Origin of the sequence: Bacillus sp. FSL R5-0439, assembly GCF_038008805.1 — a bacterium.
Classification (GTDB): Bacteria; Bacillota; Bacilli; order Bacillales; family Bacillaceae; genus Bacillus; species Bacillus safensis.
Window position 1 is genome coordinate 2,062,209 of sequence record NZ_JBBOZW010000001.1, and the last position, 22,924, is coordinate 2,085,132.

Annotated in this window: 26 protein-coding genes and 1 riboswitch; of the genes, 4 read left to right on the forward strand and 22 right to left on the reverse strand. The window is 40.9% G+C overall.

What is annotated here, in order from left to right:
• Positions 1–3 precede the first annotated feature (3 nt).
• The 4 genes from NST59_RS10440 to NST59_RS10455 are packed head-to-tail and all read right to left on the reverse strand — an operon-like array spanning position 4 to position 3,925.
• On the reverse strand, positions 4–789 hold the full coding sequence (locus NST59_RS10440) for a LysM peptidoglycan-binding domain-containing protein (RefSeq protein WP_247544539.1): 786 nt from the start codon (positions 787–789) through the stop codon (positions 4–6).
• Positions 734–1,375, reverse strand: a complete 642-nt coding sequence (locus NST59_RS10445; protein ID WP_039179606.1) for a CPBP family intramembrane glutamic endopeptidase — start codon at positions 1,373–1,375, stop codon at positions 734–736. The genes NST59_RS10440 and NST59_RS10445 overlap by 56 nt, the downstream gene beginning before the upstream one ends.
• Positions 1,372–2,880: a RecQ family ATP-dependent DNA helicase gene (locus NST59_RS10450; RefSeq protein ID WP_058837968.1), complete on the reverse strand. Its 1,509-nt coding sequence runs from the start codon at positions 2,878–2,880 to the stop codon at positions 1,372–1,374. The genes NST59_RS10445 and NST59_RS10450 overlap by 4 nt, the downstream gene beginning before the upstream one ends.
• A complete protein-coding gene (locus NST59_RS10455; RefSeq protein ID WP_126681636.1) occupies positions 2,873–3,925 on the reverse strand; it encodes a helix-turn-helix domain-containing protein in 1,053 nt (350 codons plus the stop codon). Before NST59_RS10455 ends, NST59_RS10450 begins: the two co-directional genes overlap by 8 nt.
• Positions 3,926–4,192: 267 nt before the next feature.
• On the opposite strand from NST59_RS10455, the gene NST59_RS10460 reads away from it, so the two are divergent.
• A complete protein-coding gene (locus NST59_RS10460) occupies positions 4,193–4,441 on the forward strand; it encodes a ferredoxin (protein WP_003215700.1) in 249 nt (82 codons plus the stop codon).
• Between the two features lie 34 nt (positions 4,442–4,475).
• On the opposite strand, the gene NST59_RS10465 is transcribed toward NST59_RS10460, so the two are convergent.
• A complete protein-coding gene (locus NST59_RS10465; RefSeq protein ID WP_081258390.1) occupies positions 4,476–5,057 on the reverse strand; it encodes an ECF transporter S component in 582 nt (193 codons plus the stop codon).
• A 144-nt stretch (positions 5,058–5,201) separates the two neighbouring features.
• A riboswitch (FMN riboswitch) is annotated at positions 5,202–5,332 on the reverse strand.
• 287 nt (positions 5,333–5,619) lie between these two features.
• Between NST59_RS10465 and serA the strand changes: the two genes are divergently transcribed.
• Positions 5,620–7,194, forward strand: a complete 1,575-nt coding sequence (gene serA / locus NST59_RS10470) for a phosphoglycerate dehydrogenase (RefSeq protein ID WP_024422834.1) — start codon at positions 5,620–5,622, stop codon at positions 7,192–7,194.
• Between the two features lie 34 nt (positions 7,195–7,228).
• Here the strand turns inward: serA and NST59_RS10475 are convergent, their stop codons facing one another.
• The 15 genes from NST59_RS10475 to NST59_RS10545 all read right to left on the reverse strand — a co-directional run bounded on the left by NST59_RS10475 (position 7,229) and on the right by NST59_RS10545 (position 21,049).
• On the reverse strand, positions 7,229–7,876 hold the full coding sequence (locus NST59_RS10475; protein ID WP_058837970.1) for a M23 family metallopeptidase: 648 nt from the start codon (positions 7,874–7,876) through the stop codon (positions 7,229–7,231).
• Between the two features lie 104 nt (positions 7,877–7,980).
• Entirely contained in the window at positions 7,981–9,090 is a 1,110-nt protein-coding gene (locus tag NST59_RS10480; protein WP_064497553.1) for a hypothetical protein, read from the reverse strand.
• Positions 9,002–9,610 (reverse strand): RNA polymerase sigma factor SigX, encoded by a 609-nt coding sequence (sigX, locus tag NST59_RS10485; protein ID WP_039179611.1) that lies wholly within the window; start codon positions 9,608–9,610, stop codon positions 9,002–9,004. The genes NST59_RS10480 and sigX overlap by 89 nt, the downstream gene beginning before the upstream one ends.
• A 202-nt stretch (positions 9,611–9,812) precedes the next feature.
• Positions 9,813–11,594, reverse strand: a complete 1,782-nt coding sequence (locus NST59_RS10490) for an ATP-binding protein (protein ID WP_058837972.1) — start codon at positions 11,592–11,594, stop codon at positions 9,813–9,815.
• The gene (locus NST59_RS10495) at positions 11,591–12,313 is read right to left on the reverse strand and encodes a response regulator transcription factor (RefSeq protein ID WP_003215596.1); all 723 of its coding nucleotides are present in this window, start codon (positions 12,311–12,313) and stop codon (positions 11,591–11,593) included. The genes NST59_RS10490 and NST59_RS10495 overlap by 4 nt, the downstream gene beginning before the upstream one ends.
• Before the next feature lie 86 nt (positions 12,314–12,399).
• Complete coding sequence (gene ccsB / locus NST59_RS10500; protein ID WP_047204112.1) at positions 12,400–13,578, reverse strand: c-type cytochrome biogenesis protein CcsB; 1,179 nt, start codon at positions 13,576–13,578, stop codon at positions 12,400–12,402.
• Positions 13,562–15,241, reverse strand: a complete 1,680-nt coding sequence (gene resB, locus NST59_RS10505; RefSeq protein WP_126681635.1) for a cytochrome c biogenesis protein ResB — start codon at positions 15,239–15,241, stop codon at positions 13,562–13,564. Before resB ends, ccsB begins: the two co-directional genes overlap by 17 nt.
• A gap of 1 nt (position 15,242) precedes the next feature.
• Positions 15,243–15,773, reverse strand: coding sequence for a thiol-disulfide oxidoreductase ResA (resA, locus tag NST59_RS10510; RefSeq protein ID WP_047204114.1), 531 nt, complete (start codon positions 15,771–15,773; stop codon positions 15,243–15,245).
• Between the two features lie 90 nt (positions 15,774–15,863).
• Positions 15,864–16,598 (reverse strand): 23S rRNA pseudouridine(2605) synthase RluB, encoded by a 735-nt coding sequence (gene rluB, locus NST59_RS10515; protein WP_024422842.1) that lies wholly within the window; start codon positions 16,596–16,598, stop codon positions 15,864–15,866.
• A gap of 135 nt (positions 16,599–16,733) precedes the next feature.
• Positions 16,734–17,270: a spore maturation protein gene (locus tag NST59_RS10520; protein WP_024422843.1), complete on the reverse strand. Its 537-nt coding sequence runs from the start codon at positions 17,268–17,270 to the stop codon at positions 16,734–16,736.
• Positions 17,271–17,274: 4 nt separating this feature from the next.
• Entirely contained in the window at positions 17,275–17,862 is a 588-nt protein-coding gene (locus NST59_RS10525) for a nucleoside recognition domain-containing protein (protein ID WP_126681634.1), read from the reverse strand.
• Entirely contained in the window at positions 17,850–19,001 is a 1,152-nt protein-coding gene (locus NST59_RS10530; protein WP_126681633.1) for a D-alanyl-D-alanine carboxypeptidase family protein, read from the reverse strand. The genes NST59_RS10525 and NST59_RS10530 overlap by 13 nt, the downstream gene beginning before the upstream one ends.
• A 113-nt stretch (positions 19,002–19,114) precedes the next feature.
• On the reverse strand, positions 19,115–19,594 hold the full coding sequence (locus NST59_RS10535; protein WP_039179631.1) for a YpuI family protein: 480 nt from the start codon (positions 19,592–19,594) through the stop codon (positions 19,115–19,117).
• Between the two features lie 113 nt (positions 19,595–19,707).
• Entirely contained in the window at positions 19,708–20,301 is a 594-nt protein-coding gene (scpB, locus tag NST59_RS10540; RefSeq protein WP_024422847.1) for an SMC-Scp complex subunit ScpB, read from the reverse strand.
• Entirely contained in the window at positions 20,291–21,049 is a 759-nt protein-coding gene (locus NST59_RS10545; RefSeq protein WP_024422848.1) for a segregation/condensation protein A, read from the reverse strand. The genes scpB and NST59_RS10545 overlap by 11 nt, the downstream gene beginning before the upstream one ends.
• Positions 21,050–21,258: 209 nt before the next feature.
• Here NST59_RS10545 and NST59_RS10550 point away from each other — a divergent pair, with 209 nt between their 5' ends.
• Together NST59_RS10550 and NST59_RS10555 are read left to right on the forward strand one after the other, a co-directional pair.
• Positions 21,259–21,351 carry a YjcZ family sporulation protein gene (locus NST59_RS10550; protein WP_012010430.1) on the forward strand — a complete coding sequence of 31 codons (93 nt, stop codon included), beginning with the start codon at positions 21,259–21,261 and terminating at the stop codon, positions 21,349–21,351.
• A gap of 90 nt (positions 21,352–21,441) precedes the next feature.
• Positions 21,442–21,966 carry a DUF309 domain-containing protein gene (locus NST59_RS10555; RefSeq protein WP_058837976.1) on the forward strand — a complete coding sequence of 175 codons (525 nt, stop codon included), beginning with the start codon at positions 21,442–21,444 and terminating at the stop codon, positions 21,964–21,966.
• A gap of 24 nt (positions 21,967–21,990) precedes the next feature.
• Here the strand turns inward: NST59_RS10555 and NST59_RS10560 are convergent, their stop codons facing one another.
• Complete coding sequence (locus NST59_RS10560) at positions 21,991–22,344, reverse strand: GNAT family N-acetyltransferase (protein WP_039179637.1); 354 nt, start codon at positions 22,342–22,344, stop codon at positions 21,991–21,993.
• Positions 22,345–22,457: 113 nt separating this feature from the next.
• Positions 22,458–22,922, reverse strand: a complete 465-nt coding sequence (gene ribH / locus NST59_RS10565) for a 6,7-dimethyl-8-ribityllumazine synthase (protein WP_029706184.1) — start codon at positions 22,920–22,922, stop codon at positions 22,458–22,460.
• Positions 22,923–22,924: the final 2 nt, after the last annotated feature.

The window sequence follows — 22,924 nt, forward strand, 5'->3', positions numbered from 1 at the left end:
TGATTAGTTTTCTAGTGGAATATTCAGCACTTGACCACTGTACACGCTGTTACCTTTCAAATGATTATAGGCTCTAATTTTCTCTTCACCCGAACGGTTTTTGTAATACTTCATTGAAATTCGATACAGGTTTTCCTCTGGACCAACAGTGTGCTGCACGACACGAACTGGCTTTTCTTCCTGCTTCTTTTTCTCTTCAGCTTCTTTTCGTTTTTTCTCTTCCTGTTGCTTTTGCAGGGCTAGCTGCTGCTGTTCACGCTTTTTGGCAGCTTCAGCTCGCTCCCGCTCTTTTTCTTTCGCTGCTTGTTCACGCTCTTCTTTCTCTTTAGCAGCTTTTTCTTTTTTCTTCTGTTCAGCTTTTTCTTTCGATCGCTGTTTTTCTTCATCTTTCTTTTGCTTCTCATCATCAGACGCATCTGCTTTATCAGCGCTTGAGTCATTTTTCGTTTCGGCAAGTGCTGACGGGACTGGGTCTGTGTCAGCACTTGATGTAGAATCAATATTATATACATCTTGATTATTATTATGGTTAATTTCCTTTGACGTGTAGTAGATCAAAAGGAAGAACACCGTGACGACGATAATAGGAAAGATAATAGCCAGTGTTGTAAACAATGGATTGCGAACCTTTTTCGTGCGCTGCTTTTTATATTCATGAAAATCTTCTCGTGTAGGAAAGTGAGAGTCATCTGAAGGCTGTACTTCTTCTTCAAAAATCTTCTCAACCTCATCGTCATGGATGTTTGTCAGCTGCTCCTTCTTTCTCTTCATTCTCGACATTTCTTCCATGTTCATCCCTCCCCCTATATTTCAAACGAATTTGACAAGCAAAGACTAAGTCAATGACAAAATGGGTCATGACAGGAACAAATAAATTCCCCGTCCACTCGTATAAAAGTCCTAAAAAAATACTAATGGAAACCACAAGGATAAACAAGAGTATTTTTGATAAGTAGCGAAAGTGAAGGAGCGCAAACACGATACTAGCAATCTCCAATCCAAATTGCTGCTGGACGATCCCTCGGAATAGAATTTCCTCTGAAAAGGCGATGAGCAGTGTTAACCAAACAATATGCGGGATGCTGCGGTTTTTGAACATTTTTTCATTTAATCCGCCATCATCATACATATGAGCAGGAAACACCTTCATGACAATTGCATCAACAATGATTACAAGCACAGCGCCGCCAATTCCATAAGTCAGTATCCGCACATCATGGATCTCCCACAGGGATGTGAAATCTGTCCAATGATCGAACATAAATATCCCTAGTAAAAAAGAAATAACCAGCATCAGCAGCTGCGTAAAATACAGCTGTTCTACGACTTGTCGATCGGTTAATTTTTCAATGATTCGGCGATGTTGTTCGATCAATGCTGCGCCTCTTTTGTCAGATGAAACATACGATCCAGCACGGTCTTCCAGTGTTTCATTTCATTCAGCTCCAATGGTTGTTCTTTTTTTTCATAATGAGACAGGTCAAGTCCGCAAGAAGAGCAGCAATTGCCAGAGGATGCGGCCTCCGTTTGATCAAGCTGTTCGTAAAAGTATGATAACAGAGATTGTCTAAAGCAGCTATGATCTGTGATCCGCTCCTTAAATTGCCACACTTTTCTCAGTTTTTCTGTTTGTCTGTCCTGCAATTTCTCTTTCAGTTTCATCAGGAGCACACGCGGCTGTTCAGACTGATACATCCTGTAATAGTGGATCAGCATTCTTGCCCGTGTCTCCTGAAGCCCTGATTCCATCAATTGTTCACGTAATTTTTTTTCATCATTTGTCTGCGTTTGTGTCAGTCTAGCTAAGAAAAAATCAATTTCTGGATCATCAAAGCCCTCGGCTTGTATTAAATGCTGTTGAATGTCCGCATCCTCTTCTGTATATAAAAGAATGCTCACACTGTTTTTCCCGTCCCGTCCTGCTCTTCCAATTTCCTGCATAAATGCTTCAATTGACTGCGGCGGGCTCATATGAATAACAAATCGTATATCTGCTTTATCAATTCCCATTCCAAAAGCACTTGTACAACAAATGAGATCAAGCTGTCCGCTGATAAATTGCTGCTGAATCAGCATGCGGTCTCCTGCATCCATTCCGCCATGGTAATACTCTACACGCTGATGGGTTTTTTGTTTCATAAAAAGCGCCATATCTTCTGTCATTTGCCGGGTCGGGCAATAAATCAGACCGGGGCCTTGCAGGAATTCCACAAGCTCAATAGCCCGTTTTTCTTTTGCTTCTTTCGTTTCGTGCGCTTCTTTAACTAAAGCGATGTTTGGCCGGTTGACAGAATGAATATGAAAATCCGGATGCTGCAATCTTAACGTTTGCACGGTATCTTTAAGTGTTTGTTTTGTTGCAGTTGCCGTCAGTGCTAAGGCGACAGGATGACCTAACGCTTCTCTCCATTCTCCCAGCTTTGAATATTCCGGACGGAAATCATGCCCCCATTCGGATATACAATGGGCTTCATCGACGACGAACAGACCAATATGCATCGATTTGAGCTGTTCTAGCAGCACCTCTGACATTAATGCCTCAGGCGCGACAAATAAAAACTTATATGATGGCAAATGCCGAATGATATGCCGTCTCTCCTGAAAAGACAATGTGCTGTTCAGCGCCGCCACTCGTTTTTCTCCGCGCATTTTCATTCGTTCGACTTGATCCTCCATAAGCGATAACAGCGGCGAAATAATGAGAACTAACCCATCTGACATATAGCCGGGAATTTGATAGCAGATGGATTTCCCGCCGCCAGTAGGCAGCATGGCAACCGTATCCTTTTGATTCAGTACACTTTGAATAATGTCCTCTTGACCTGTTTTAAATGAGTCGTAACCAAAATATCGCATGAGCGTCTGATGAAGCTTATCCATTTGCTTTCACCATCCTTGTCAGAGCCAATCGTATTTGAAAATAAGTAAATGAATGTTCGAGTTTTTCTTTAATCAGCTTCATTTTATTTGTTTGAAGCTCTCTGGCTACTGCATGAATGGCCTGCTGCGCTTCTTCGCTCACATACGGCTCTATTGAGAAGTTCGGTTCATGTATGGAAAGCTCGACAATATGGTCTTCGATCGTTGCCTTTTTTAATGAACGAATATGAGCAATCTGATCAATATCAAAGCCTTTTTGCACAAGTTCGAGCGTTTTGTGAGTAGAGGTTGTTAGCACGCGTTTGAATTCAAGGTCACCTACGAGCTTTTGCATGAGCTGCGTCTCACCTTTTTGGGCAGCATGAATAAAATAATGGAGGACATTCCAAAAAAGCAGGTACACATACCACACATCTTCTTTTAGCCACTCTGCCATTTGCTGATACGTACGCCCGATTCTTTCATTTGACGTCAATGAATAAACAAAAATCAGCGCCTCTTGATCACTTATACGGCTAAGGAGCGTTTCTAGTTCATGATGCAGCTCTTCTGAAAGTTTATTCTTCTCGTGATGCTGTTTTAAGAAGGATTTCGTCCAGCTTTGTACGGATACATCTCTTTGTATTGGGACATATTGATACGATCCAGCCATATGGTGAGAAAGCACTTGTACAAGTAAAGAGAGCCTCATCCATAGCACCTTTGCTTTATCATGATATTTTGCACCATGAAAATAAACGGGCATCGGTTTTTCTAAAAAATACTGGTTTAGCATACGCTGTCCTGCATCTGTAACAGTGAATGTCTCCCCCGTTTTTTTGATGTAGTGCTCTTCGTCAAGTTTTAAAGTAGAGCGATTCAGCTGATCCCTCGTAAACCCCGGGTAACAGCCAAAGTACTTTGAAAGCTGAAATAAACTTGCATCCTGTATGGTTTGTGATGATTTTTTTCCTTTAAAAAGATGGTAGACAGCACTTATGGAGCGTTCGCCGTTCAATTTATATACGCTGTCCATTAACATGACATCCAAATAATGAAGAGTCATTCGTCAAAGCACCTGTCTTCCTGACAAAATTCGAATATTTTCTCCCTTTATTTTAACAGATTTCATAGAAGAAGAAATGTTTAAACTCAATTTGTGGGGGAAAGTTATGAACAAACCCTTATGTGATAAGCATTCTCAATCACTTTACAGTTGAAATGTGAAATTAAAATCATTACAATAAGGTTTGAGGAAATTGTTTTTTATCGGTGAAACTAAAAAGGTTAGACCATTTGTTCCATCGAACAATCTGGGAGGTATTTTTTTAACATGGCAAAATATACAATTGTAGACAAAGACACATGTATTGCTTGCGGCGCATGCGGTGCAGCTGCTCCAGACATTTATGATTATGATGATGAAGGCATTGCATTTGTTACGCTTGATGACAACCAAGGAACTGTAGAAGTTCCAGAAGTACTCGAAGAAGATATGCTTGATGCATTTGAAGGATGTCCAACGGATTCAATCAAAGTTGCGGACGAATCTTTCGAGGGTGACCCACTTAAGCATGAATAGTATAAAAGCCCCTTATGCAGGGGCTTTTTTTATATTAACTATTTTGAAGTCGGCGTTTATTTTCAAACCATGGACGCATTTTCACAAAAATGAGGCTAAACACGATGGTAAGGATGATGCCTTTAATAAAGTTAAATGGTAAGATCCCTGCTGTAATGGTCGTCTTGAGCGCATGATCGGATAGTTCTGGCGCGTTTAAGAACCATGTGTAAGCTGGCAGGAATAAGAAGTAATTTAAAATGCTCATCATCACAGTCATAAGCAATGTACCCGCGATCATAGACCATGCCATCCCTTTTGCTGATTTTATTTTTTTGAACATAAAGGCGACTGGCAAGATAAATAATGTGCCTGCAATGAAGTTCGCGACTTGCCCAACTGGAACGCCGGACATACTGCCTTGAATGAGGTAATGCAGTACATTTTTTAATGCCTCAACAGCAATACCTGCACCCGGTCCATAAATTAAAATTGCAATAATCGCCGGGATATCACTGAAATCAATTTTCAAATACGCTGGAAGACCCGGGAAAGGGAAATCCAATAAAATTAATACAAACGAAATACTGCTGAGCATACTGGTAACGACTAAACGCTTTACTTTACTTTGATTCAATATTCTCTCTCCTTTTCGATCAAATCTTTCGAAAAGAGGATTGTTCCATTTTAGCCACAAAAAAACCGCCCTTGAAAACAGGAGCGGGGAAATTGGGCTAGACAAATAAACGTGTAAACATCAATGTTTTCAACGTTTATGAACCTCCATCTTCTCCCATCCAGACTATACTGTCGGCTTCGGAATCACACCGAATCCTGCCAAAAAGGCTCGCGGGCTTAGAGACTATGCTCATCACCGCCGGTAGGGAATTACACCCTGCCCCGAAGATTGATCATTATTCAATTCGACATCATTATATATGATATATGAGCATTTGTACAGATAAAAATCCTGAGCAAATTCATCAGTTTTAAGAAATCGTAAAAAACACAAAAATTCTAATGACAAATGCGCAAAAATTGGTTATCTTTTGTTTAAAGGTGTTCATTCTTTATAAAGACACAAAGAAATGTTCGTGTTTTCTTTTTTACTTTACTGCTTTAATTTGATTGACACAGTGAAAAGGAATATGGTAAATTATCAGATATTTATGACGTTTATTTTAGGAGGAAATCTTACGATGTTTCGAGTATTAGTCTCAGATAAGATGAGCAATGATGGTCTTCTACCACTTTTAGAATCAGATTTTGTTGAAATTGTCCAAAAAAATGTAGCAGAAGCAGAAGATGAATTACACACGTTTGATGCCTTACTTGTCAGAAGTGCCACGAAAGTAACGAAAGAGCTTTATGAAAAAATGACTTCATTAAAAATTGTCGGCCGTGCCGGTGTAGGAGTAGACAATATTGACATTGATGAAGCAACCAAGCATGGCGTCATTGTGATCAATGCACCAAACGGTAATACGATCTCGACAGCTGAGCATACGTTCGCCATGATTTCATCACTTATGCGTCATATTCCGCAAGCCAATATTTCTGTCAAATCAAAAGAATGGAACAGAGGTGCATATGTTGGTGCTGAGCTTTACGGAAAATCTCTTGGGATTGTCGGCTTAGGCAGAATCGGAAGTGAAATCGCCCAGCGTGCAAGAGCGTTTGGCATGACAGTCAACGTGTTTGACCCATTTCTCACAAAGGAACGTGCAGAAAAAATTGGCGTCAATGCGAAATCACTCGATGAAGTACTCGAAGTATCAGATATCATTACTGTACATACGCCATTAACAAAAGAAACAAGAGGACTTCTCAATAAAGAAACGATTGCAAAAACGAAAAAAGGAGTTCGCCTTGTAAACTGTGCACGCGGCGGCATTATTGACGAAGCTGACCTTCTTGAGGCACTTGAAAGCGGCCATGTCGCAGGAGCTGCACTCGATGTATTCGAGGTAGAACCTCCAACTGATAATCCGCTTGTGGATCATCCACACGTCATTGCAACTCCGCATCTTGGTGCCTCTACAAAAGAAGCACAATTAAATGTAGCAGCGCAAGTATCTGAAGAAGTCCTTCAATTTGCAAAAGGTCTTCCTGTCATGTCATCTATTAATCTACCAGCGATGACAAAAGACGAATTCAAAAAGATTCAGCCTTATCATCAGTTTGCAGGAAAACTTGGACGTCTTGTCTCTCAATCAATGAGAGAACCTGTAAAAGAAGTAGGCATTTCTTATGAAGGCTCTATTTCAAAACTCGAAACATCTTTTATCACAAAAAGTCTCCTCTCAGGCTTTTTAAAAGAGCGCGTTGATTCGACTGTGAATGAAGTAAATGCTGGAATGGTCGCAAAAGAACGCGGCATTAGCTTTAGTGAGAAAATTTCTTCCAGCGAATCTGGTTACGAAAACAGTATTTCTATTGAAGTCAAAGGTGATCTTTCAACCTTTACTCTAAAAGCGACTTACATCCCGCATCTAGGGGAACGCGTTGTTTCTATTAATGGATTTAATATTGATTTTTATCCAGATGGACACCTTGTCTACATCCAGCATACAGATGCACCTGGTGTGATTGGAAAGGTTGGACAGATTTTAGGCGACCACGATGTCAACATCGCAACAATGCAGGTAGGACGTAAAGAAAAAGGCGGCGAAGCCATTATGATGCTTTCTTTCGATAAGCATCTAGAGGATGAAATTGTGAAAAAATTAACGGAAGTACAGGATATTCTGTCTGTCCGCCTGATTGACCTTTAAAAACAGTGATAAACCTCATGCAAAAGCATGAGGTTTATTTTTTTGAAACCATTAACCGGTCTCCTGTTCGAATGAGGTGAGTGGTCAGCTCATTGATCTTTTTCAATTGTTCCACAGTCATTTCATGCGCCTTTGCTATTGACCAAAGAGTGTCCCCTTTTTGAATGACATATGTATTTTTTTCATGTCCATTTACATGAAGAGCTGGCTCTTTGAAACGTTCCTCTGCAATCATTTTGAGCGGATCTATCGCATCCTCTTTGCTGACTGACCAATTGCCACGATGTACCTCAAAATGCAAATGAGTGCCTCTAGAGGCTCCTGTGTTGCCAATGATGCCAATTGGCTCTCCTGCTTGTACTTGGTCACCCTTTTTCACAAAACGCTCGTGTAAATGAGCATAGACGGTTTCGTACCCGTTTGGATGCTGAATAAACACAACCTCTCCATATGTAGCCGATACATACGAACGCGTAACCACACCTTCACTTGCAGCAAAAATGGATTCTCCTTCTGGCGCAGCTATATCTAATCCCTTATGCGAGCCGCCCCTTGTCCCAAACAAGTCAGTGACTTCTCCTTTCACTGGCTCCACCCATTCGTTTGTCTGCTGCGCATGGGCAAATGGTGCTAAGATGAAGAACAAAAAACAGCTTGCACCTATGAAGCAATACCTTTTCATCAGTGACTCCCCTTCTTTGAGGTTCTTTTCATGACAGCTTAGTATACAGCAAGAAGGCCATTTTATATACATTAAAAAAGAACGCAATGACTTACTTGCGTCCTTTAACGATCTTTGATGACAACTGGATTCGGCAGAGCCGGTACCTCTATTGGTTCGTTTAATTCATAAGGTCCTACTTGATCTGTTCCTGCATATTGGATGGTGACATCTGTAAAACCAAAATCTTTCGCTGTGAGCAGCAGACCTTCAATGAGTAGAATATGATCAATTGAGTCCGATAATTTTGCTGATGCTCCAAACGTGATGGTCACATGCTTACCTTTTGATGTCACTTCTTTAATGGATTCTTCTTTAATTAATGGTTCGAGCCCAGAATCACTCGACCGTTTCATGGCCTCTACCGCCTCTTCATAAGAAGAATAATGCGTTTTTGAGGGCACCAAAAAAGTCCCGCTCTTATTTTCTAATACGTAATAAGCTTGCTTTGTTTGTTTATCAATCGATACCCTGCCGATGCTTCCACTTGCCCCTAATTGAAGCTGAGAGCCTTTGACAGATTTGACTTCCACTTGCTTATACCTGCTCCATTTCAGCGTTTCTTTTACCATATCTTTAAACCGATTGGCTTCCTTTATCGTATCAAGGGACAAATCATTTTTTAACTGAAAGACAAGTGTATTCCCTTTTTCACGAAGGTCCACCATCTCAAGATAAGATTGAAGCGGCTTTGTCATTTCAGGCAACTGCACCTGTTCATATGTGTTCATTATTTCCTGCAAATGGTCATGTTCATTCTCTTTTTCAATACTAATGGGAACCACTTGAGATGTTGATTCATCTATGTATGCAACCGTCATATATTTTTGCTTGTCTTCATGAGAAACAACGTGCGCGGTACCATTTGCCTGTTTCACCGGCTCTAATGTGGCATTCGCCTGTCCTTTGTCAGCACTTGAGTCCATTTTCATCTGTTGATGCTGTTCTTGAGCTGCCGGCTGAAATAAATGAGGAGAAATTAAAAACGCCATAAATAAAACCACAACGGTTGCCACCGCTGGACCGATCCATCTGACACTTTTCTTTTTCTTCCCGCTTGCCATCAGCATCTGCTGGTATATCTGCTTAGATGAACGGTTGTCCTCCACTTTTGGAAGCTGACTTAGTAACACCTTGATTCGTTCTTCGCTCCAATCGGACCTGTTCGTTTTCATTCACTAGCTCCTCCTTCAAAAGCTCCATATGTTTTCGGAGCACTTTCAGGCCTCGGTGCTGCGTTGTTTTGACTTTGCTTTCCGAGAACTTTAGCGCCTTTGCCGTCTCCATGATTGAGTAGCCCTGGATAAACCTTAAAATGATGACAGCTCTTTGATCAATCGTACAGTGATCAAGTGCGGCATAAATTTCTTTTGTATTTTCATCCTGTACAGCTAGTTCGTCTGGGAGCAAGTCTGGATCTTTTACATCCTGCTTATCCCAATCAAACGTGCCGAGCACCCGTTGTCTAATGGTTTGCTGTTTGCGAAACCAGTCAATCGCCACATGCCTTGCAATTGAAAACAGCCATGTTTTCTCGCTGCTTCTTCCTTCAAAAGTTTTATATGAGTGAAGTACCCGAATGTAAACCTCCTGCACGAGATCCTCTGCCTGATTTTTATCTTTAACCATATAAAATAAAAACTGGTACAAATCTTGATGGTACGAATCATATATTTTTTGAAAGGTTTCATGCATAGGAAACCCCTCCGTTCACTTATTTTTGTCGAGTGACTCTTATAAAACGTTACATTACAACTTTATGACAAATATATTACAAGTTCGACAGTTTGGAAAGGGCTTTTTGTTTAACTTCTCCTTAAAAATTTCAAAATAGAAAAAACACTTCATTTTCTTTCGAAAAGAAGTGTTTCTCATGTAACAAGATTCTTCGTCAAGATTAGACGAGTTCCTGCTTTTTTCTCGGAATATAGAAGGTGAAGTGTGTACCTGCACCCGTTTTGCTGTGAGCATGAATAGAGCCTTGATGCGCTTCGACGATGTTCTTCACAATCGCAAGGCCAAGCCCAGTACCAGAACGTCCTCTTGTTCTTGCTTTATCAGCTTTATAGAAGCGCTCGAAAATAAAGGGCAGATCCTCTTCTGGAATTCCGCTTCCCGAATCTTTCACATCCATTTTCAGCCCGTTTTCCACCGATTGAACCGAAAAGTGAACCTCTCCGCCCTCTGGTGTATGACGAATGGCATTATCAATGAGATTCGTAAACACTTGCTCAATCTTATCTGGATCGAATACAAAGTACGGTTCATCCACTTGAATATTATACGTAAGATCGATTTGTTTTTCTTTCGCAATCCCTAGAAACTTGCGGTAGATCTTCTCAGTCAGCTCTTCCGTATCTGTTGATTCAAGATTCAGTGTAATATGACCTGCTTCCATTCTCGCTAGATCTAGAAGATCATTTACAAGACGTCCCATTCGAAGTGATTCATCGTAGATAATTTGCGCAATCTCTTTCTTTTCCTCTTCTGATCCTGCAATATCATCTACAATCGCCTCACTGTACCCTTGCAGCATGGCAATTGGTGTACGAAGTTCATGACTGACATTGGCTATGAAGTCTTTTCTCAGTTTATCAAGTCTTCGTTCCTCCGTCATATCACGAAGGACTGCAACTGCTCCTCTGACATCCTGCTGATTATAAAGCGGAGACATGAGAAGAACCCACGTACGCCCTTGCAGCGTAACTTCGATCATTTGCTCCTTTTCTGTGCTGACAGCTGTATGAAATAGCTCTCGCGCTTCTGGCGGCAGTTCATCTCCATCTTTGATCTTCATATTTTGCTCATAATACCACGCCTGCAAAAATCGTTCTGCAGGAGGATTTGTCATCAAGATCGTTCCATCAATATTGATGGTGATGACGCCATCGGCCATACTGCTTAAAATATTAGACAAATGTTCTTTTTCTTGATTTAAGGCTGTGATATGGAATTTAAGCTGCTTCCCCATTTGATTAAAGGCGATCGCCAGTTCTCCAATCTCATCTTGCGTTAAAATAGGAATCTTTGTATCAAATTTCCCCTTCGCCAAATCTTGTGCACCCTCTCTCATCTTTCTAAGAGGATAGGTGACACGTGTTGACAAGAAGAAAGCGAATATAGTGGTCAGTACAATCGCAATTCCAGCGGCTAAGAAGATGTATCGCGTCGTATGTTTCGTTGTTTGTTCTACAGCGAGGAGTGACTGAGAAAGAAAGACCATGCCTTTTTTTCCGTTCGCCTCATATGGAACACCGACTACAATTCGTTCATCTTTTTGATTGCCTGCATCAGGTTCTGCACGTTTACTGATTTTTTTACGATCTTTCAGTGCTTGGTTTAAATCGCTGTCCGCTTCAATTTGTTTCTTTGTAATCGCAGGAAGCTTCCCGCCTTTTTCAGACGAATACCACTCTAGCCCGTCCTCTTGGATGATCGCAATACTCGTCAATTTGTCAGCGAGTTCTGATGTTATCGACCTTGCAAGCGATTGATCCTCATGGCTTTCTAAAATGACTGCTACTTTGTTCGCCATTTGTGTTAAATCAGATTTTGCTTCTTCTACATGATAATTCTCAATGAACTCTAAAAGAAGCACAGTTAAAATAGATAAAACGATCAGGACGAGGAAAAGAATGGTTAACCATAGCTTTCCTACAACACTTTTCCACAGTTTCATTCAGCGCCGACCTCAAATTTGTACCCGACACCCCATACAGTTACGATTTTTTTCGCAGCTTCTGGTGACACTTTATTCAGTTTTTCACGAAGTCGTTTGACATGGGTATCGACTGTTCTTAAGTCTCCAAAGAATTCATATTGCCATACTTCTTTTAACAGCTTTTCTCTGTCATAAACCTTATCCGGTGTTTTAGCAAGGAAATATAAAAGCTCATATTCCTTCGGCGTGAGGCTGACTTCTTTGCCATCAGCCGTCACTCTATGTGCATCGTGGTCAATAGAAAGATGAGAAAACACAAGAACATCTTTTGTTGTTGTCCCAGTATTCAGATAAGACGTTTGAGACGATCTTCTGAGCAATGCCTTCACACGTAAAACAACTTCACGCGGGCTGAAAGGTTTGACGATATAGTCATCCGTTCCTGCTTCAAATCCTTGAACGCGGTTGGCTTCTTCTCCTTTTGCCGTCAGCATAATGATTGGAGTCGCTTTTTTGTCTCGAATTTGATTACACACTTCGATTCCATCTGTACCAGGCATCATTAAATCGAGCAAAATAAGGTCATAATCGGTTTGAAGCCCTTTTTGAATCGCCTCATCTCCATTTTCCGCTTCATCGATTTCATAATTTTCACGTTCTAAATACATTTTTAAAAGGCGGCGAATTCTTGCCTCATCATCTACGACTAATATTTTCGTTTGAGTTGTGTGTTCCATTAGACAGTCCTCCTGCTTTCTCCGTTGTTACATTCATTTTAACAAAAAGCCGAATTGAATCATAAAAGTTGGCCTTTTCCTTGTAATTATGCGTAGGAATGAAGCCCCGCAATGACAAGATTGACAAAGATGAGATTAAACATAATAATGGCGAAGCCGATCACAGCAAGCCAAGCGGACTTTTCACCATGCCAGCCTCGCGACAAGCGAAGATGAAGATAGGCTGCATAAAAGAGAAACGTAATCAATGCCCATACTTCCTTCGGATCCCAGCCCCAAAACCTAGTCCATGCTATTTGCGCCCAGATCATGGCAAAGATCAGCCCGCCTAATGCAAATACAGGGAAACCAATCGAAACAGCCCTATACCCAATTTCATCGACTAAATCTAGGTTCACCTGTTTCACTAGCGGTTGAAGCAGTGCGCTCAGTCGTTTGCGAATGATCAATCGAATGAGTCCGTATATAATCAGCCCTACGCTAAATGACCATAATACTGTATTGACCTTTCTGCCTGAAAAAACAGGCGGCAGCTCAACAAACGGCTCCAAACGATCTTCCGACACAAGCTCCCCTTTATGAGGTCCGACAAGAGCTGGCAGCTCATAGACCATCACACTTTTTTCTTTATTTTTATCGATCCAATTAAATGTCGCTTCATATCCTGTCATTCTAAAGATAGACGTGACAGCGATAAATGCAAGTGTCACCACAATCATAAACATGACAAGCTCTAAACCAAACGTCTTCTTTCCTGGCTTTGTTTGATCCACATGCTTTAATAGAAAGATGACGCCTGCCACAAAGCTGATGGCTAAAATGGCTTGACCAAGTGCTGCTGTTGTCACGTGAATATAAAGCCAATTACTTTGAAGTGAAGGGATCAGTGGTGAAATATCTGATGGGAACATACTTGCATAGGCAATAATCAATAAAGCGATTGGAAGTGTGAATAAACCAAGTACAGACACTTGATACACAAAATATAAAATGATGAATGCAAGCACCAGCATCATGCCAAAAGCCGTAGTGAACTCAAACAAATTACTGACTGGTGCATGACCAGATGCAATCCATCTTGAAATAAAATAGCCCAACTGGCTCAAAAAACCGATGATAGTAAGCGTAATGCCAATGAGTGCCGCCTTATTCCTGCGCGGTCCATCTTCTTTCTTTTTTCCTTTAATGGCACCACCAAAAAAAGGAACTGCCGCTAAATAAAATAGAAAAGCTGCAAATAACAGATTTTCACTGACTGCCGCCATCTAATCCTTCCCCCTTGCTTTTGCTGATACTTGTTGTATCAGGCAGCTCTTTTTGATCAACTGGCTGTTTGATGCCACTGCCGCTCAGTAACACGTTAAGATCGGACTTTAAGCCGAACCAGTTTTTGTTTGTATGTCCTGCCACCAATACTTTTCCATCCTTTGCCGACAGCCAGATTCTTCTATGCTGCCAATACATCCCCTGCACGACACCAATCATGAAAATGATTCCGCCTACAATAAGCACCCCTAGTGTTAAATCTTTTCTAACAGTTAACCCTGTGACGTTTTTCGTTTCAACCCGATCAAACTTCATTTTATATAGATTGTTATCAGAACCCTCTACTGTTTCTTGAATGGCGACAAAGCTTTTTTCACCTTTAGGTTTTTCAGGAGAAATCATTTCAAACACGAAAGCAGGATTATTCGGATTCCTTGTTTTCGTACTTGGCGTTCCATCATCATCAAAATAAAAATCAGGCAGATAGCTCATCACTTTGACTTTGTAACCGCTACCAAGATCATATTCTGACTTAGGCTCCAGCAGATTAATCTTCACTGTACCGTAAGATTTTTCTGTATCTTTACGAATCAGCTGAAAGACCATTTGATCGAGTTCATTTTGTTTAAAATCCACTTGATATAATGAGAAATTGTCAAACTTAAGCGGTTCATTCACTTTAATATCGTGTTCTGTGACCTGCTTCAGCTTGGGCTTTTCACCAAATACAACTTCTCCTTCACGTTTGTATAAGATGGCATCCGTTTTATAGCTTTTCACCACTTGACCGTCGCCAGCTTTTTCAATGGCATTCTCAAACACTTCTTTTTCATTTCCAGTTTCATAACGATCAATTGAAAACGCATTATTTTTCAAGAAATATTGACCATCCGTACCTGGAATCGGTGCAGTTTCACCTTCTCTGACCCACAGCGTTTCATCCACGTACATGCCCGGGACGAACCGGAGCATCGATCCAATGAGAAAGATGATTAATCCAATGTGATTGACGTAAGGTCCCCAGCGTGAAAAACGTCCTTTTTCGGCTAAAATATACCCATTTTCTTCTCGCACGCGGTAACGCTTTTGTTTCATTGCTCTGATGATGCCTTCATATGTATGCTGATCTAATGTTTTGTCTGTCTCACTGAACAGACGCTGTCTTCTCATAAAGCCTTCTTTTTTGATAACCCCTTGGTTTTTGAGTGCTCGATAAAGAGGCATAACGCGGTCGAGACTACAAATGACAAGAGAGATTCCGATTGATGCGATAAGAGCTAAAAACCACCAAGAATTATAAAGGTCATGGAATCCAAGTGTATAATACAGCTTGCCAAACGATCCATATTGCTCTTCATAATACGTGGAAGCAGATGCTCCTGGCGGAATAAATCGCTCCTGCGGAAAAATCGTCCCAAGCGAAGAAGCAAGCAGTGTAATGACAATCAGCCACACACCTACTTTAACGGAAGAAAAAAAGTTCCATACTTTATCAACAATCGTTTTGTTATATGTTTGCGAGCGTCTTGCACTGCCGTCATATCTCATATCAAGCAGCTTTGAAGAGTTCTTCTCTTTAGCCGCAATGGGATTCCCGCATGATTCACATAGAACAGTACCGATTGGATTAATATGTCCACACTCGCACTTTACCTCTTTCATTCTATGACCCCTTTGGTTTAATCAAATTCATATACTCATAGATTTGACGTTCTGTCATTGTTCCCTTTATGACTTTGATTACCTTGCCTTCAGGATTAAGTAAAAGCGTAGTTGGCAGCTGCCCAATATCATACGCCTCTGTTACTTGACGATCTTTGTCCATGGCAACAGGAAAATTCACGCCATAGGATTCCATAAAATTTTTCACGGCAATCTTGGACTCCGCAACATTGACTGCGACAATTTCCACACCGCGATCCTTGAACACTTCATATTGATTCGCCATATAAGGAAATTCTTGTTTACACGGACCACACCATGTACCCCAAAAATTAAGAAAGACACCTTTGCCTTTTAAGTCCTTTAACTCAATCCGATCCCCATCCACAGATTGAAGGACAAAGTTTGGCGCAATAGATCCTTCTTTGACTCGATCCTGTTTGGCAAATACTGAGTTATACATTGTATAACAAAGTGCAGCAAGCATCACGAGGAGAATGCCCGTCCGTATGAAAAACCGTCTTTTTTTCATCTGAAGTACCCCTTCCCCATAGACATTCAGGTAAATTATAGCATTCTCCTTCTTTTGATGCTTCTTCATTTTTTGAAGTTTATGTGAAAATTAAAAAGCGCTTTTCCCATGATCGGCAATTGCTCTCAGGCGCTTTACTTCATGTGGAGACAATTCTCTGCGGTCTCCTGGTCTCATACCTTCAATATGAAGGAACGAATATTGCTCCCTTTTTAGCTTTAACACATCATGGCCAATCGCTTCAAACATGCGGCGCACTTGTCTGTTTCTGCCTTCATGAATGGTTAATTGGACAATACAAGTTTGCTTTCGTTTATCAATAGAAAGCATTTTCGCACGAGCAGGTGCTGTTTTTTTATGATCTAACATGATCCCTTTTTCTAGCTTTCTAAGCAGTTCCTTTGATGGAATGCCTTTTAGCTTCGCTGCATACGTTTTATCAATTTCGTATTTCGGGTGCATGAGCTTATGGGCAAATTCCCCATCATTTGTAATCAAAATCAAACCGCTCGTATCATAATCTAACCGGCCGATTGGATAAAGGCGCTGCGGGACATCATCAAAGAAGTCTGTGACGACCTTACGTCCTTTATCATCCTCGGCAGCAGAAATGACGCCGCGCGGTTTATAAAGCATAAAGTAAACCGGTTCTTCTCTTTCAAGCTTTAAGCCATTGACTTCAATTTTATCTGAAGAGCCCACCTTCACTCCGAGCTCTGTCACTGTTTGACCATTAACGGTAACTCGTCCTTCTTTAATTAATTCTTCAGCCTTTCGTCTTGAAGCGACGCCGGCATGTGCAATTACTTTCTGTAAACGTTCCATTTGTCTTTCACCTCATGTACTATCTTACTTGCTTGACCTAAAACAAACAAGCATTCGTGGAAAAATAAGCGTTTCGTCTGTCTAATTTCAGCTAAAAAGCGATTTTCCATCCATGAAATACAAAAAAGCGCCTGATTAGGCGCCGCTAAATAACAAACTGACGATAATCACAGATGCAATGACACCAATGAGATCTGCTAACAAACCTACTTTTAGCGCATCTCCCATTTTTTTAATACCGACTGCTCCAAAATAAACCGTCAAAATGTAAAGGGTGGTGTCTGTTGACCCTTGCATGACTGCCGCGAGCTGGCCAATAAAAGAATCTGGACCATACGTCGCTATCAAGTCTGATGTCATCCCAAGTGCAGCCGTTCCTGATATCGGACGAATAAACGCAAGTGGAACGACTTCGGGAGGGAAACCAATCGCTGTAAAGACTGGTTTTAAAAGTCCCATAACAAAATCAAGCGCACCTGACGCACGGAATATCGTAATAGCTACAAGCATGCCGACTAAATAGGGAATGATGGAAAAGGCAATTTGAATGCCCTCTTTCCCTCCCTCCACAAATGTTTCATAGGTTGGTACCTTTTTAATGGTTCCAGCAATCAAAATCCCTGCGATGATCAGTGGAATCAAAGCAAGAGACAGCCAGTTAATAAATGCCACAAGATCACCCCCGCCTGCTTCTGCGATAGTGGAAATAACGATCGATGAGAATTGCTCCGATTCCTGAAATGAGTGTTGCTAAAATGGTTGGTCCTACAATGTCTGTTGGCTGATCTGCCCCATAGGTCATTCTTATAGCAATGACGGTTGTTGGCACAAGTGTGATAGAGGACGTGTTGACCGCTAGAAATGTAATCATAGAACGGCTTGCCTCATTTTTTCCGCCGTTTAATGCTTTCATCTGCTCCATCGCCTTAATCCCAAGCGGTGTAGCGGCATTCCCAAGACCAAAGAAATTCGCCATGAGATTGGACAAAATATACCCCATTGCAGGATGATTAGGCGGAATATCCGGGAATAGCTTTGAAATAAAGGGCCGGCACAATTTACTAAAGAAATTTAACAGCCCTGCCTCTTCGGCAATCTTCATGAGCCCGAGCCAAAAAACGAGGACACTAATCAGACCAATTGAAATAGTAACCGCTTCTTTTGAGCCCTTAAATACAGCCTCATTCACTTCCTGCATCGTTCCATTAAACATCGCATAGACAAGACCGATGACAGTGAGAAACACCCAAATTAGATTGACCATGAAGATCCGCCTATAGATGTCTGAAAGACAGACTTAAACATTTCTTGAAAGCTTTTCTGAGGCATGCGGTTTCGTTTATTTTCATAAAAAATCGGTAATTGCTCGATCACCTGTCCATCTAATAAAATTGTCATTTTCCCTACAACATCCGGGATGGCTTCGGCGTTTTTTTTCCATTTCTTTTTAGGGGTGAGCATTTCTGTTTCAATTTTGACAAGTTTTTTCTCATCTTCATTTAAAAAATAGTCCACATCACGCTTGATAAACGCTTTTTTTTCGTAAAAGCTCCCTTTTAACGAAGCAAGTCTTCCTTTTTCAGCAAGCACATACGTTTTGTAGTGATCAAATGCATATTCAAACATAGAGATATGATCCTTCCAGTCGTCCGGCGCATTAATGGTCACAGCGATCAGCTCAGCATCCCCTTTTGCAGCGGTGGAGACGAGTGTACGTTTTGCAAGTTTTGTATATCCTGTTTTCCCTCCAGTTGAATATTCGTATAAACCGGTGAGCAGCTTGTTTTTATTTTTCCAATAGCCTTCCATTGTTTTTGCTTTATAGAAAGTCGTACCAGCAATTTTTTGATATTGTTTATGTTTCATCGCGTATTTTGTTAGGATCGCCATGTCATAGGCTGATGAATAATGATTTTTATGATCATCGAGTCCGTGCGGATTTTGAAAGTTCGTATTCTCCATTCCTAGTTCAGCCGCCTTTTGATTCATCATAAAAATAAAGCCTTCTAAGCTGCCGCCAACATGCTCTGCAATGGCAACAGCTGCATCATTTCCAGAACGCAGCATGAGCCCGTATATCAAATCTTCTAAGCTCACCTTCTGCCCTTCCTTTAAATAAATGGATGAGCCCTCCGCTTGAATCGCACGTTTTGATACTTTGACGGTATCTTTCATTTTTCCTGATTCAATAGCTAATACAGCCGTCATGATTTTTGTAATACTGGCGATTCTTCTTTTTTCGTGCTCGTCCTTTCCAAATAGGACTCTGCCTGACTGTCCATCTATTAAAATGGCACTTCTTGCACTCACTGATAACGAAATGTCTGCTTTGGCATGTGAGGAAAAAGGCAGTAAGAGTGTAAATAGAAGAAGGACTGCTGTTCCAATTTTTAAATAGGGCATGTTCATTCACGTCCTTGTCCGTTTTGTACAAGTGTATGCTCAGCTGAAAAAGTTATGATGCCTCGTCCATAAAAAAAAGCGCCTCTACATGTAGAGACGCTTCTTCGACTTACTTATACCATTTTCACTTGTTGATGAGAAGTCGTATATTCCAGCTCTTCTCTCATCGCTAAAAAGTCTTTTTCTAATGAAGAAAATAATTGTTTCATATCAGCGGATACTTCATGATGAAAAACAATGCTGCTTTTTCCTGTATAGGCCGAACGGCTGTCTTCATACCATGTATCCTTTTTCGGCGTGAAAAATTCTTCAATACATTGATGATAAATACGGTGAAGCATCTGCTGTGCGGCTTGCTGCGGAAATGTCTGCTGCTGCCCCATTTTCCTGCAAACTGCTGCTGCATCCTCGCTGTACACTGCAAGCTTCCGTAATGTACTCAATATGTCACAATAATAGGCTTCCGCTTCGGGGTTTAATTGTTTCAAGCTTGATAAGGTGGCTTCGTTCAGAAAACCATTCATTTCAATTGCAACCTTTGATAAAAAGACGCCTGCTTGATCAACTTGAGCCTTTACATTCATATGTGCCATTTGTTTCTTGTTTACCTTCCCCTCATGGCTTTGTCACCATTTTATCTGTCATCAAAAGATTTTAGACCTAAAATCTTTTTTATATTTTATCATACATTTTTCCTTCGTTTGAACTATTTTATATCTTCAAATGTTTGATTGAAGTTTTCAAAAAATAGATCAGCTTCTTCTTGCACACCATCTGCTTCCACATTCTCTGGAAGCGGTGGTAATTCATCTAACGCTTTTAAGCCAAATTGCTCTAAAAAGGTCGGGGTTGTCCCATAAAGAATTGCTCGTCCCGGGCCATCGGCACGTCCTACTTCACAGAGCAATGCTTTGGCTACTAAGCTATGAAGCACACGCTCTGATTTGACGCCTCTAATCTCCTCTACCTCACTGCGTGTAATCGGCTGTTTATAAGAAACAATGGCAAGCACCTCCAGCGCTGCCTGCGATAAACCTTTGGATGGTGTCTCAACTAATTTTTTTAAATACATGCTGTATTCTTTTTTCGTCAGCAGCATATATGAATCTGCATATTCAATGAGCTCAATCCCTCGTTCTTGTTTTTGATATTCTTCCTTTACGGAAGACATAATGTCGAGTAATACCGACTCATCTACTTCAAGAACAGACATGAGCTGTTTTCTTGTTAAGCCTTCGTCACCTGCTGCATACAGCAGCGCTTCTAAGATGGCTTTCCAATTCACGATATCAAGCGTCATGAATCGTTTCACTCCCTATGATATAAATGTCTTCAAAGTTCCCTTCCTGCTCTAGCATGATTTGATGACTTTTCATCAATTCGAGAACAGCAAGAAACGTCACGACAAGGTGTTCCTTTTGATCATGTTGAAATAGAGTCATGAAATTGGTCCGCTTTTTTGTTTTTCTTAAATGGTTCATAATCTCATTCATTTTGTCTTCAATCGGGATTTCTTGTCTTGTAATCTTTGATGGTGCTGGTTTCGTTATTTTCTTTCTGTTTAATACCTTTTGGAACGCACCTAACATATCATACACCGTTACGTGTAAATTTGTGTCCTTCGCTTCTGATTCTTTTGCAAATTCGCTTAAATCACTCGGTGGTTTTGTAAAGGCATTTTGCCTTTCTTCTTCGCGTTCCTTTAGTTCTTGCGCTGCATTTTTATACTTGCGGTATTCAATCAATTTGCCAATCAGCTCTTCTCGAGGATCCTCTTCCTCTTCGAGCAGGTCTTCATCAAACAGCTCTTCCTCTTGTTTCGGAAGAAGCATTCTGCTTTTAATACTCAGGAGGGTTGCAGCCATGACCAAATATTCACTCGCAACATCGAGCTCAAGCTCCCTCATCGTGTGGACATATAATAAATACTGCTCCGTAATTTTAGCGACGGGAATATCATAAATATCAATTTCCAACCGGTTAATTAAATGTAAAAGCAAGTCCAAAGGACCCTCGAACGAATCTATTTTCACCTGATATTCCAGCATCTTTTTCTCACCATTTCTACTGTCTTCTAAGTACCGTTTCACCGGCTAACCTTTAGTATAAGACAGGATAAAGCTCTCGTCCAATATAATTTCGGCCATGATGCCTTGGGCAAATCAAGAAAAACAGTGGATCCGCCCAAACCAATAAGGGCATTTATACATAGAATACCATTGTAATCAGAACTGATGAAAAAGGAGGCCGTATCATTATGGGAGATGGCTATAACTTCGGCGGAGGATTCGCGCTTATTGTCGTGCTTTTCATCTTGCTGATCATCGTTGGCGCGGCTTGGGTTTATTAAAGAAACAGAGCGTCCTTTTCACAAAAGGGACGCTCTTTCTTCTTTTCTTTTCAATATGTTAGACTGAAAGTGGAAAAGGAGATGACCGCTGTGTATCCTGAAGCGTACGTGGCTTTTTTACACGAATTTCATACAACAAGAGATTATTTTGAGTGTCATGAAATTCTAGAGGAATATTGGAAGGAAGATCCCCCTGAGCAGCGCAAAGAATATTGGGTCGGGCTCATTCAGCTCGCTGTTGCCTTGTATCATCAAAGACGGGGAAATGGAAAAGGAGCAAAAAGGCTCATTTCTAACAGTCTTCATTTGTTAGAAGCAAACCGTTCAGTATTATCGAATCTCGGTCTGGATGATGAGGCATTTCTGTTGCTTTTGCGAACGCTGAAAAAGAAGATGGATGAAGACATGCCCTATGAGAGTGTGATGCTGCCGATCAAAGATGAAGCACTTCTTTCTTTATGCCAAGAAATGGCCCAAAAAGAAGGACTGCTTTTTGGACAGGAAAGCAACTTATCCCATACATTTTTAATCGAAAAACATAGACTCCGTGACCGGACAGATGTATTGCTGGAGCGAAAAAAGCAGATTGAACGTAAAAAAAGCAGAGGACTGTAGCCTCTGCTTTTACATGTGTGATATTTAATTTGATTCGCTGTGACACTTATGAAAGAAGCCTTGCGTTAATTCATTTGGAATGAGTGTTTTGGTTTTAAATATGTCTTCCACGGCTAAAACCATTTCCTTGCCGATTCCTTGATCACGATGGGATGGATTCACACTAATATGTTCGATTTGTACTTGGTCGTCTGTTTTCAACACACCAATAGCACCTACAATATCCTCGCCATCTTTCCATAGGAACAGCTGCCGATCTTCATCCATTTCATATGACTTCATCGTCTGCTGAAGCTGTTTGACGTCTTTCTCACCCGGCATAAAGGACAGGAGTCCCATGGCAATTTTTTCAAAAGACCTCTTGTAACGAATTAACATATATACCCCTCAATATTCAAATTATCCTAATTTCCAGCAAATGTCTTATGATTCATTTGCTCATCACACATTATAAACATTTTTATACCGTTTTTAAACTCTTTTTCACTAAATTAAGAGAACGTTCGATTGAGATTCGCCATTTCAATAGCAGCTGCAGCCGATTCGCTGCCTTTATTTCCAGCTTTTGTACCAGCTCTTTCAATGGCTTGTTCAATCGATTCTGTTGTCAGTACACCAAAGATAATCGGTACCCCTGTTGACATTGCACTTTGAGCAATTCCTTTAGCAGCTTCATTACAAACGTAATCATAGTGAGTCGTTGCGCCTCTGATCACGGTTCCAAGTGTGATGACTGCATCATATTTTTTGGTTTCAGCTAATTTTTTTGCCATGTACGGGATTTCAAAAGCGCCTGGTACCCACACAACATCGATATCATCACCATTTGCTCCGTGTCTGAGCAATGTGTCTTCTGCTCCATCTAACAGTTTACTTGTAATAAAATCATTGAATCTCGCTACAACGATTGCAAATTTTAGTCCTTCTGCTACTACATGACCTTGTATTGTATTCATAT

Coding starts and splice junctions, on each gene's coding strand:
- NST59_RS10535 (WP_039179631.1), bottom strand. CDS start 19,594: ATGGCACATATGAATGTAAAGGCTCAAGTTGATCAAGCAGGCGTCTTT.
- ccsB (WP_047204112.1), bottom strand. CDS start 13,578: ATGGCGGCAGTCAGTGAAAATCTGTTATTTGCAGCTTTTCTATTTTAT.
- NST59_RS10480 (WP_064497553.1), bottom strand. CDS start 9,090: ATGAAAACGAACAGGTCCGATTGGAGCGAAGAACGAATCAAGGTGTTA.
- NST59_RS10440 (WP_247544539.1), bottom strand. CDS start 789: ATGGAAGAAATGTCGAGAATGAAGAGAAAGAAGGAGCAGCTGACAAAC.
- resB (WP_126681635.1), bottom strand. CDS start 15,241: ATGAAAGAGGTAAAGTGCGAGTGTGGACATATTAATCCAATCGGTACT.
- NST59_RS10525 (WP_126681634.1), bottom strand. CDS start 17,862: ATGGTCAATCTAATTTGGGTGTTTCTCACTGTCATCGGTCTTGTCTAT.
- rluB (WP_024422842.1), bottom strand. CDS start 16,598: ATGGAACGTTTACAGAAAGTAATTGCACATGCCGGCGTCGCTTCAAGA.
- NST59_RS10530 (WP_126681633.1), bottom strand. CDS start 19,001: ATGCCCTATTTAAAAATTGGAACAGCAGTCCTTCTTCTATTTACACTC.
- NST59_RS10490 (WP_058837972.1), bottom strand. CDS start 11,594: ATGAAACTGTGGAAAAGTGTTGTAGGAAAGCTATGGTTAACCATTCTT.
- NST59_RS10455 (WP_126681636.1), bottom strand. CDS start 3,925: ATGACTCTTCATTATTTGGATGTCATGTTAATGGACAGCGTATATAAA.
- scpB (WP_024422847.1), bottom strand. CDS start 20,301: ATGACGCTTGATATCGTGAATTGGAAAGCCATCTTAGAAGCGCTGCTG.
- NST59_RS10560 (WP_039179637.1), bottom strand. CDS start 22,344: ATGTTAATTCGTTACAAGAGGTCTTTTGAAAAAATTGCCATGGGACTC.
- resA (WP_047204114.1), bottom strand. CDS start 15,773: ATGAAAAAAAGACGGTTTTTCATACGGACGGGCATTCTCCTCGTGATG.
- NST59_RS10450 (WP_058837968.1), bottom strand. CDS start 2,880: ATGGATAAGCTTCATCAGACGCTCATGCGATATTTTGGTTACGACTCA.
- sigX (WP_039179611.1), bottom strand. CDS start 9,610: ATGCATGAAACCTTTCAAAAAATATATGATTCGTACCATCAAGATTTG.
- NST59_RS10460 (WP_003215700.1), top strand. CDS start 4,193: ATGGCAAAATATACAATTGTAGACAAAGACACATGTATTGCTTGCGGC.
- NST59_RS10495 (WP_003215596.1), bottom strand. CDS start 12,313: ATGGAACACACAACTCAAACGAAAATATTAGTCGTAGATGATGAGGCA.
- NST59_RS10550 (WP_012010430.1), top strand. CDS start 21,259: ATGGGAGATGGCTATAACTTCGGCGGAGGATTCGCGCTTATTGTCGTG.
- ribH (WP_029706184.1), bottom strand. CDS start 22,922: ATGAATACAATACAAGGTCATGTAGTAGCAGAAGGACTAAAATTTGCA.
- NST59_RS10475 (WP_058837970.1), bottom strand. CDS start 7,876: ATGAAAAGGTATTGCTTCATAGGTGCAAGCTGTTTTTTGTTCTTCATC.
- serA (WP_024422834.1), top strand. CDS start 5,620: ATGTTTCGAGTATTAGTCTCAGATAAGATGAGCAATGATGGTCTTCTA.
- NST59_RS10545 (WP_024422848.1), bottom strand. CDS start 21,049: ATGCTGGAATATCAGGTGAAAATAGATTCGTTCGAGGGTCCTTTGGAC.